Source organism: Pseudonocardia sp. McavD-2-B, from assembly GCF_024124365.1.
In the GTDB taxonomy this organism is placed as follows: domain Bacteria; phylum Actinomycetota; class Actinomycetes; order Mycobacteriales; family Pseudonocardiaceae; genus Pseudonocardia; species Pseudonocardia alni.
In genome coordinates this window covers 1-9,664 of record NZ_JAMXSG010000232.1, presented here as the reverse complement: position 1 = coordinate 9,664, position 9,664 = coordinate 1, and the positions used below count along the sequence as shown (strand labels likewise).

General features: G+C 74.3%; 8 protein-coding genes and 1 pseudogene. 2 read left to right on the top strand and 7 right to left on the bottom strand.

Annotated features, from left to right (window positions below; translation table 11 throughout):
• Positions 1-374: 374 nt before the first annotated feature.
• Positions 375-1,448 (top strand): TerC family protein, encoded by a 1,074-nt coding sequence (locus tag NH602_RS23685; protein WP_253068939.1) that lies wholly within the window; start codon positions 375-377, stop codon positions 1,446-1,448.
• On the opposite strand, the gene mgtE is transcribed toward NH602_RS23685, so the two are convergent.
• Positions 1,412-2,737, bottom strand: a complete 1,326-nt coding sequence (gene mgtE, locus NH602_RS23680) for a magnesium transporter (protein ID WP_253068938.1) — start codon at positions 2,735-2,737, stop codon at positions 1,412-1,414. The genes NH602_RS23685 and mgtE overlap by 37 nt on opposite strands.
• A 141-nt stretch (positions 2,738-2,878) precedes the next feature.
• Here mgtE and NH602_RS23675 point away from each other — a divergent pair, with 141 nt between their 5' ends.
• Positions 2,879-3,277 carry a DUF3040 domain-containing protein gene (locus NH602_RS23675; protein ID WP_253068937.1) on the top strand — a complete coding sequence of 133 codons (399 nt, stop codon included), beginning with the start codon at positions 2,879-2,881 and terminating at the stop codon, positions 3,275-3,277.
• Between the two features lie 27 nt (positions 3,278-3,304).
• Here the strand turns inward: NH602_RS23675 and NH602_RS23670 are convergent, their stop codons facing one another.
• The 6 genes and pseudogenes from NH602_RS23670 to NH602_RS23650 form a co-directional block, all read right to left on the bottom strand.
• Positions 3,305-4,648: an NtaA/DmoA family FMN-dependent monooxygenase gene (locus tag NH602_RS23670; protein ID WP_100878208.1), complete on the bottom strand. Its 1,344-nt coding sequence runs from the start codon at positions 4,646-4,648 to the stop codon at positions 3,305-3,307.
• 108 nt (positions 4,649-4,756) lie between these two features.
• Entirely contained in the window at positions 4,757-5,992 is a 1,236-nt protein-coding gene (locus NH602_RS23665) for an acyl-CoA dehydrogenase family protein (RefSeq protein WP_253068936.1), read from the bottom strand.
• A 151-nt stretch (positions 5,993-6,143) separates the two neighbouring features.
• Complete coding sequence (locus NH602_RS32280) at positions 6,144-6,209, bottom strand: putative leader peptide (protein ID WP_374210257.1); 66 nt, start codon at positions 6,207-6,209, stop codon at positions 6,144-6,146.
• Positions 6,210-6,423: 214 nt separating this feature from the next.
• Positions 6,424-7,166: pseudogene (locus tag NH602_RS23660) on the bottom strand (ABC transporter permease); the annotation flags it as partial.
• 218 nt (positions 7,167-7,384) lie between these two features.
• Positions 7,385-7,783, bottom strand: coding sequence for a VOC family protein (locus NH602_RS23655; protein WP_208622944.1), 399 nt, complete (start codon positions 7,781-7,783; stop codon positions 7,385-7,387).
• An 85-nt stretch (positions 7,784-7,868) separates the two neighbouring features.
• Positions 7,869-9,664: arabinosyltransferase domain-containing protein (locus NH602_RS23650; RefSeq protein ID WP_253068935.1), on the bottom strand; the 1,796-nt coding region annotated here is incomplete at its 5' end.

Sequence of the window (9,664 nt, the reverse complement as noted above, 5' to 3'; positions counted from 1 at the left end):
ACCTACGACGACGCCGCCCGCGCCCAAGTGCAGCCGGCCCGCGACGCCGCGACCGTCCGGCTCGCCGCGGGTTGAGGACCGCGCCACGATCGCCGGTCCCGCGGCCACCCTGCGGGCCCACGACGACGGCGCCGCCCGCCCGGGAGGTCATCGGCGGAAACGGACAGATGTGACGAGGCTCGCGTACCCCCCACTGTCGGAACCCTGGGCCATGCCCTAGCGTTCTGCACAGTCGAAGGGGAGTACTCCCGAACACGGCGTCGCCGTCATCACGGCACCGGCCCGAGCCGGTCCCGGTTGCGCCGGTCCACCGCGGTCACCGCGGCGGGCGGAGGAGACCTTCAGCGCCCCTACCTGCGCTGGAGGACCCCGCCGTGAACGTTCCCCTCTGGGTGTGGCTGGCCACGCTCGCCGTCGTCGCCGGCATGCTCGTGTTCGACTTCGTCGGGCACGCCCGTGACCCGCACGAGCCCACGCTGCGCGAGTCGGCGATCTGGTCGGCCGGCTACATCGCGATCGCCCTGCTGTTCGGCGTCGGCGTCGGCGTCTTCTCGGGCTGGCAGTACGGCGGCGAGTACATGGCCGGCTGGCTGACCGAGAAGGCCCTGTCGGTCGACAACCTGTTCGTCTTCCTGCTGATCATGACCAGCTTCGCGGTGCCGAAGGTGCACCAGCAGAAGGTGCTGCTGATCGGCATCGCGATCGCGATCGTCATGCGCGGTGCGTTCATCGCGGTCGGCGCGGTGATCATCGAGCAGTTCGTCGCGGTTTTCTACCTGTTCGCGGTCATCCTGTTCTGGCTCGCCTGGTCCCAGATCCGCGAGGCGATGTCCTCCGACGACCACGAGCAGGCCGACGCCGGTGACTCGAAGCTGATCCGCCTGGTCCGCAAGGTGCTGCCCACCTCCACCGAGTACGACGGCGCGAAGCTCGTCACCCGCGTCGACGGCAAGCGGCTCCTCACCCCGATGGCGCTGGTCATCGTCGCCATCGGGCTGACCGACCTGCTGTTCGCGTTCGACTCGATCCCGGCGATCTTCGGCCTCACCCAGGAGCCGTTCCTGGTGTTCACCGCGAACGCCTTCGCCCTGCTCGGCCTGCGCCAGCTGTACTTCCTCATCGGTGGGCTGCTGGAGCGCCTGATCTACCTGGCGCACGGCCTCGCGGTGATCCTGGCGTTCATCGGCGTGAAGCTGACCCTGCACGCACTGCACGAGAACAACGTGCCGTTCATCAACGACGGGCAGCCGGTGCCGGTGCCCGAGGTGCCGATCTGGCTGTCGCTGCTGGTCATCACCGGGACGATCGCCGTCGCCGCCGTCGCGAGCCTGATCGTCTCCCGGCGCCGCGCCGCGGCCGCCCCGGAGGTCGCCGGCACCGACGGCGCGGACGACGCGACCGTGGACGCGGATCAGATCCCCAGCACCACCCGGGCGACCGAGAAGTAGATCAGCAACCCGGTCGCGTCGACGAGCGTCGTGACCAGGGGAGCGGACACCACCGCCGGGTCGATCCCGACCCGGCGGGCCAGCAACGGCATCGTCGCGCCCACCGTCGCCGCCCAGCCGCAGATCGCCACCAGCGTCACCGCCACCACGACGGCGACCTGGACCCCGACCAGCAGCGACGCGACGGCCAGCCCCAGCGCACCGAGCAGGGTGCCCAGCAGCAGCCCGACCTGCAGCTCCCGCCACACCACGGCGGGCAGGTCGGCCAGTCGCACCTCCCCGACGGCGATCGCCCGGACCGCCGCCGACGCCGACTGGGCACCGGCGTTGCCGCCGGTGCCCACGAGCAGCGGAATGAACAGCGCCAGCGCGGTGACCTGCTCGAGTGCGTCCTCGAAGATCTGCAGCACGTTGACCGTCAGCACCGCGGCGAGCAGCAGCACCGCCAGCCACACCGCGCGGGTGCGCGCCAGCTTCGTGACCCGCACGTACATGTAGTGGCCCGACCACGGCGCCGCGCCGGACTGGCGGGCGACGTCCTCGGTGTCGGCGCGCTCCAGGATCTCGACGGCGTCGTCGATCGTCAGCAGGCCCAGCAGCCGGTCCTCCGAGTCGACGACCAGCAGGTCGAGCAGGTTCGCCTCGCCCATCAGGCGTGCGGCGTCCTCGGCGGCGTCGGTGGCCCGCACCCGCGGCGCCCCGTCGTCGACGAGGTCGGCGACGGCGACGTCCGGCCGGGCCAGCACCAGGTCGCGCAGCGAGACGGTGCCGATCACCCGGCGCCCGGCGTCGGTGACGGCGAGGGTGTACACGGTCTCGGCCTGCGCACCCTTGCGCCGCACGACGGCCAGCGCCTCGGTCACGCTGCTGTGCAGCGGCACGGCGACGGTCTCCGGCGTCATCACCCGCCCGACCGAGCCGTCGGGGTAGCCGAGCAGCGCCGCGGTCATCGACCGTTCCCCGGCCGACAGCCCGGCCAGCACCCGGTTCGCGACCTTGGCCGGCGCCTCGCCGAGCATCCGGGCGCGGTCGTCGGGGTCCATGTCCTCGACCAGGGCGGTCACCGCGTCGTCGCGCAGCCCCGCCAGCAGCTCCTGCTGGTCGACCGGGTCGAGCTCCTCGAACACGTCGAGCGCGCGGTCCTTGCCGAGCAGCCGGAACACCCAGCCCGCGTCGACCGGTTCCATCCGGGCCAGCGCGTCGGCGATCTCGTGGGCGGGCCGTCCGTCGAGCCGGTCGAGGACTCCGGCGGGGTCGTGGCGTTCGACGAGATCGGTCCAGCGTTCCATGCGGACGATCCTGCCGCCGGGTCCTGCCGCGTGCAGCGGCGGGACTATGTCCGTTTCGGTAGGATCGGTGACGTCTACCGCACATCCCGGATGACCGCCCCCGGGAGCGGGAACCCGGTCGGTGGCACCGAGGAGGTCACGATGTCCGTCACACCCCCGCCCCTGCCGCCCCCGCCGCCCGGCGGCGGGACCGGCGACCCCGACCCACGCCCGGTGGCGCGCCCCCTGGACCGCGACGAGGAGCTCCGGCTCTCCGGCCTCGAACAGGAGCTGCGCCGCTCCGACCCGGAGCTGGACACCGAGCTGACCGCACCGCACCGGCCCAGGCGCGCCGCGGGCGGCCGCGCGGACCGGATCCTGCAGGCCGTCGCGATCACCGTGATCGTGCTGGTGATCGTGCCGGGTGACTGGGTCGCCGGGCTGCTGTCGTTCGGGCTGCTGCTCGGGATCCCGGCCGCGATGGCCTGGATCGCCGTCCGTGCACACCGGGAGAACGCCGCCCGGGAGCAGGCCGAGGGCCGCGACGACGAGCGCACCTGACCTGCGCCCGGTGCGGCGGGAGCGCGGTCAGGTCGTGGACGGGGCCGCCGTCGCCGCCTCGGTCGGGTCGGTCGTCGAGCGGACGGCCGGGAGCCCGAGGTGCTCACGCAGCGTCGTCCCGGTGTACTCGGTGCGGAACGACCCGCGCTCCTGCAGCAGCGGCACGACCCGGTCGGCGAACTCGTCGAGCCCGCCCGGGGTGACGTGCGGGACCAGCACGTAGCCGTCCGCGGCGTCGGACTGCACGGCGTCGTCGATCGCGTCGGCGACCGTCCGCGGGCTCCCGACGAAGGTGTGCCGCCCGGTCACCTCGATCACCGTCTCGCGCAGGGACAGGTTCTTCTCCGCGGCGAGGGCGCGCCACTGGTCGGCGACGGCCTTCGGGTCCCGGTACTGGCGCACGCTGGCCCGGCCCTTCGACACGAGCTCGCCCTCGACCGGGTCGAACTCCGGCAGCGGGCCGTCCGGGTCGCGCCCGGACAGGTCGGTGTTCCACAGCTGCTCGGCGAACACGATCGCGGTCTGCGGGCTGACCTGCTGGGAGCGGATCACCTCGGCGCGCTCGGCGGCCTCGGCGTCGGTGTCGCCCAGCACGTACGTCGCGGCGGGCAGGATCTTCAGGTCGTCCCACGCCCGGCCGTAGCGGGCGAGGCGGCCCTTCACGTCGGCGAGGAACGCGCGTCCGGCCTCCGGCTCGGCGTGCCGGGAGAAGATCGCGTCGGCCGACGCGGCGGCGAACTCGCGACCCTCCTCGGAGTCACCCGCCTGCAGGATCACCGGGCGGCCCTGCGGGCTGCGCGGCAGCGAGAACCGGCCGTGCACGTCGAACTGGTCGGAGGTGAAGGCGAACTCCCCGCGGTCGTCGGGACCGGTGCGCGAGTCCCAGATCGCGGCGGTCGCGGCCAGCTGCTCCTTGGCCCGGGAGTAGCGCTTCTCCTTCGGCAGGAAGCCGCCGCGGCGGAAGTTCTCGCCGGTGAACGCGTCCCACGAGGTCACCACGTTCCAGGCGGCCCGGCCGCCGGAAAGGTGGTCCAACGACGCGAACTGGCGGGCGACGTCGTAGGGCTCGGTGAAGGTCGAGTTGATCGTCCCGGCCAGGCCGAGCCGGTCGGTGACCGCGGCCAGCGCGGACAGGACCGTGAACGTGTCCGGGCGGCCCATCACGTCGAGGTCGTAGATCTCGCCGCGGTGCTCGCGCAGGCGCAGTCCCTCGGCGAGGAACAGGAAGTCGAACCTCGCCCGTTCGGCCGTTCGCGCGAAGTGCGCGAACGACTCGAACTCGATGTGGCTGCCGGACGCCGGGTCGCTCCACACGGTGGTGTTGTTGACGCCCGGGAAGTGTGCGGCCAGGTGGATCTGCTTGCGCGCCATGAACGGCCTCCCGAGGGGTTCAGCGGTCTCCTACCGGTGCAACACCGTGCGGCCGGTCGTGTTCCCGTCCGGCGTGGTCGCGGACGACGGAGGCCCCGACCCCGCGGGTCATCGCTTGCCGGCGCTCCAGGCGTAGGGGAGGTCGGTGCCGTTGAGGACGTGGTCCCCGACCGTCTGCAGCTTGTAGATCAGCGGGTTGTGCGTGGAGATCACCCGGGCGTTGCGCCAGTGCCGGTCCAGGCGCAGCTTCTCCGAGGTGATCGACGCGCCACCGACCTCGAACAGCTGGGTGGTGGCGTCGAGCACGGCCGGGACGACGGCGGCCTGGGCGTGGGCGACGTCGAGCTCCACGCGGTCGAGCAGATCGGGGTCCTCCCCGCCCGCGTCGAGCAGCCGGTCGAGCTGGTCGGCGATGGTCAGCACCAGGGCCCGCGACGACCACGCCGCGGCGGACAGCCGCCCGACGACCTGCTGGACCAGGGGGTCGTGGCGGGGCAGGTCGGCCGCGGCGTGGGTGAAGGTGCGGGTGCGCTCCCGCACCCAGCCGGCGACGTCGTCGGTGGCGCGCCGCGCGATGCCGGCGAGCACGGCGAGCTGCACGAGCTGCAGGTAGGACGTGCCCCAGGACCGGCCGGCGGAGCCGTAGCCCGGACCGAGGACCCGGTCGGCGGGCACGGCGACGTCGGTGAACACGGTGGTGCCGCTGGCGGTGAGGCGCTGGCCGAAGCCGTCCCAGTCGTCGTGCTGGACGACGCCCTCGGCATCGCCGTCGACGAGCACCGAGACCCGCTCACCGTCGAGGTCGGCGGCGACGAGGATCCGGTCGGAGTAGAGGCTGCCGGTCGAGTAGTACTTCGTGCCGTTCAGCCGGTAGCCGCCGTCGCCGTCCGGGGTCAGTGCGGTCCGGTAGCGGTCGATCGCGCCGACGCCGGGCTCGGTGATGGCGTTGCCGACGAGCTCACCCCCGGCGACGGCGGCCAGCCGGGCGTCGCGGTCCGGACCCGGGTCGGCGAGCAGCAGGTCGTCGACGTACCACCAGTGCACACGCAGCGCCTGCGGCAGGTTCGACTCGGCGGCGGCCAGGTCGACGAGCAGCCGGAACTGCTGGCGGACGGTGGCGCCGTAGCCGCCGAGGTCGACGGGAAGCCGCAGCGCGCCGAAACGTTCGGCGCGCAGGGCGGCGACCTCGTCGTGGGCGAGCGCGCGGCCCTGCTCGCGGGCCACCGCGCCCTCGGCGATCCGCGCGAACACCGGCGCGAAGACGGCGTCGAGCTGCTCGTCGGTCCAGGCGGTCCGGCCCGCGCCGCCGTCGGTGCCGGCGGGGGCGGGGGAGGTGGTGGTCATGAATGGTCCTTCCGGAGAGGGGCGACCGGCGGCGCGCGGCGGTGGGCGACGACGGCGGGGCCACGGCGGGGTGCGCGGGCCGGACGGGCGCGCGCGGAGCGGGACGGGTACCGCCCGGGGACGACTCGGGAGGTCGCCTCGGGACGACGGCTCAGGGTCGACAGAGTGCCGACGCCACGCGCGCGAGGTCGACATGCCCCCGCGTGGTCAGCAGCACCGATCCGGTCACGGTCGCCACGCTAGCCGCCACCCCGGGTGCCGCCCAAGCCTCCGGCGACCCGGATCACCCGCATCCTGCCTGGCGGGAGCCATGATCACGGCCGTCCGGACAGCTGTCCCGAGGTGTGAGAGATCTACTGTGGACAGGTCGTGTGGACGGGTGGGACGTCGTGCCGATCCTGCGGGCGCCGCCCGGGCCAGACGGTGAGCGCCAGCCCCCCGGCGCGCAGCACCCGTCGCTCCAGCGGGCGGAAGACCAGCAGCTCGACCCCGATGCCGACGGTGAGGATCAGCAGGATCGCGGCGAACACCTGCACGATGTCGTGCACGTCGGCACCGTTCTTCAGGTAGGCGCCCAGTCCGACCCCGAGGGCGGGGCCGGCCGCGATGATCTCCGCCGCCATCAGCGACCGCCAGGAGAACGCCCAGCCCTGCTTGCAGCCGGCGAGGTAGCCGGGCAGTGCCGCGGGGAGCAGGGCGTAGCGGGCCATCCGGTAGCCCGTCGCGCCCAGCACCTGGCCGGCCCGCGGCAGGATCGGCGGCACCTGGTCGCAGCGGACCGATCGCCGCACGCACCACCGGCACCTTCGCGACCACCACGCCGAGCGGGGTGGCGATCACCAGGGCGAGCAGGAAGCCGAGGGCGGCCCGGCTGACCGAGGTCCACAGGATCGCCCAGATCTCGCCGCTGACGACGGTCTCCGCGAACGCCTCGGCCACCGCGCCCGGGGAGGGCGGGCGGTACTCGGGGGGTGACGGCCGAGGCCCAGACGATCTGCCAGACCACGACGAACAGCACGAGCGCGACGAGCGGCGGCAGCCAGGTCCGCAGCAGCCGCTGCCACCACGGGGTGGTGCGCTCGACCGGGGTGTCGGGGGCGTGAGGAACGCCGCGGCGTCGTGAGCCGGTACGCCGACACCGTCCTGTCCCGGCGTAGCGGGGTGGCGCCGAGATGCAGCCCAGGTGCACGAGGACATCCTGCGCCCGCTGGGCTGCATCGCGGCGCGCGGTCGGTGTGCGGGACGAACGGGCTGGTCCGGATCCGGACCGGCGACCGGTGGACGTCGGCGTCGAGCTCGTCGAGCGCCTCGGCGGCACGCCGCGGTCGGGAGCACGGCACCGCCCACCGGACGGGTGCGGGCGGGGCGTGTCCGGACACGCCCCGCACCGGCTCACTCCGGCCCGGTGAAGAACTCCAGGGCGATGTTGTCCGGGTCGCGGAAGGAGACGCCGCTGCCGTAGTGCGCCTTCTTGACGCCCTCGTGGGCGATCCCGAGCTCGGTCAGCTTCTGCGCCCACTGCTCCAGCTCGGCGTGCGAGCCGACCGCGAAGCCGACGTGGTCGAGGCCGGTGCGCTCCTCGCTGAACGGCTCGCCGGACTCGCGGCCCTGGTGGGTGTGCAGACCGAACAGCATCCCACCGTCGAGGGCGAAGACGGTGTGGTGGAAGCGGCCGCCCTCCTCGTCCTCGTCCAGGACGGGCTCGGCGCCGAACAGCGCCGCGTACCAGCGCGTGCTGCGTTCGAGATCGCTGACGGTCAGGGCGACGTGCTGCAGACCGGGGAAGGCCACGGTGTCCCTCGCTTCGTTGCGTGCGGGTGTCCGCATGTGTCTATCAGCCGGACGCGGCCGCGGGGCCCCTCCGACCGGAGGGGCGTCACGGTGCCGGAAGGGCCGGGTACCCGACCGGGGTCCGGTCGCCCTCCCAGCCCCAGCGGCGCATCGGGACCGAGGAGACGTCGTAGGCGTCCACGGCGAGGTCGGTGTCGATCCGGGTGATCGAGCCCCAGTCTGCCTGGTCCGGGTCGTCGGCGGTGTCGATCCGGGTCGCGACGACCTGCTCGGTGGTGGTGCGGCGCATCGCCGCGAAGCTGCCCCCGGCGACGTCGGCGAACGACACGTCCACGGCGAACCCGAGCGACGACGGGCCCAGCACCAGGTAACGCGGGGTCTGCACCAGCCCGGCCCGGACGGCGGGCAGGTCGCGCAGGCAGGGCGCCGACCAGAGGATCGACCAGTCGACGTAGACCGGGCCGTCGGCGTCGCGCAGCATCGGCACCACCGGCGCCGGGGTGATCATCCGCGGGGCGGCGGCGGCCACCCAGCCACCCGGCCCGACGGCGGTGTCGACGGCGTGCACCCGCACCCGGTCGACGTCCGCCGGGAACGCGGAGACGGGCACCCGCACGGTGCGCCAGCCCGGCCGGTCCAGCGGCACGGCCTCCTGCACCCGCTCGGTGGGGTAGGTGCCGCGGGCACCGGTCGCGGTGTCGTCGAGCGACACGCGCCCGTCCGGACCCGGCGACCCGGCCCGGGCGTACTCCAGCTCCAGGGTGTTGCCCTGCCCGGTCCGCCCGGCGACGTCGACCGACAGCACCCGGTCGCCCGGTCCCGGCGCGACGGCGAACCAGCGGGTGCGGAGCTCGCCGGTGGTGCCCGGGCCGCCGTCGAGACTGCCCCAGGCGAGCCCGCCGCGCGGCGGGGCGTCGACCCAGCCGCGGCCCTCGGTGAACCCGGTGAGGGTGTCGGCGCCGCCCGCGGCGGGCAGCGCGCCCGCGTCGACCGGGACCGTGACGTGGTCGAGGATCCCGCAGGTGTCGCGGCCGGTCAGCTCGCTCCACATCTGTCCGCCGACGCTGTAGCCCCCGCCCTGGCGCACCGGGGCGACGACGAACGACGCCACCACCACCGACACCCCGGTGACCAGGGCGACCACCACGATCCCGGCGGGCAGCGCCGCCGCGGCCCGGGCCGCGGAGTCCCGCCGTGTCCGGTGTCCTCGGCGTCCCGCCCGGTGTACCGCGACGGCGGACACGGCCGGCACCGCCGCCGCCACCACGGCCCACACCGCGGGCGAGTTCAGCGGCGCGAACGGCCCGTCCGCGCGCGGCACACCCCAGCCCGACCACAGGAACCACTCGTTGCGCCCGGAGAAGGCCAGCGCGACCAGCACGACCGCCGCCAGGGTCCCGGCGGCGGCCGCGCCGCGCACGGTCGGGTCGGCGGGCCGCCGGGCCGCGGTCACCACCAGCACCGCCCCCGCGGCGACGGCGAGCGCCCCGGTCCCGGCGAGCGTCCCGAAGTAGTGGGTCCACTTCGACGGAGCCGGGGTGAGCAGCACGAACCCGAGTGCGAGTCCGGCCAGGGGGACCGGTGTCCACCGCAGACCGGGACCCCACCGGTGCGCGCCGCGCGCGACCAGCGGCAGCGCCGCGACCAGCATCGCGACGGCGAGCAGCACCGGCACCCGGCGTCCGAGGCCGCCCTGCTCGGTGCCGAACCCCAGCAGGTAGCTCCAGCGGCGCAGCTCCTGGAACCACGGTGTGGCCGGGCCGTAGAACTGGTGCATCTCGGTGGCCCGCGCGACCGTGTACAGGCTCTGCCCGGTGAAGACGGGGGTGAGCCCGGCCGCGGCGATCCCGGCCGCGGCGACGGTCGCCGCGACCCCGACGG

What these genes read in the sequence shown, in the direction of transcription:
- mgtE (WP_253068938.1), bottom strand. Translation starts at nt 2,737, where the DNA reads ATGGAACGCTGGACCGATCTCGTCGAACGCCACGACCCCGCCGGAGTC.
- NH602_RS23675 (WP_253068937.1), top strand. Translation starts at nt 2,879, where the DNA reads ATGTCCGTCACACCCCCGCCCCTGCCGCCCCCGCCGCCCGGCGGCGGG.
- NH602_RS23670 (WP_100878208.1), bottom strand. Translation starts at nt 4,648, where the DNA reads ATGGCGCGCAAGCAGATCCACCTGGCCGCACACTTCCCGGGCGTCAAC.
- NH602_RS23665 (WP_253068936.1), bottom strand. Translation starts at nt 5,992, where the DNA reads ATGACCACCACCTCCCCCGCCCCCGCCGGCACCGACGGCGGCGCGGGC.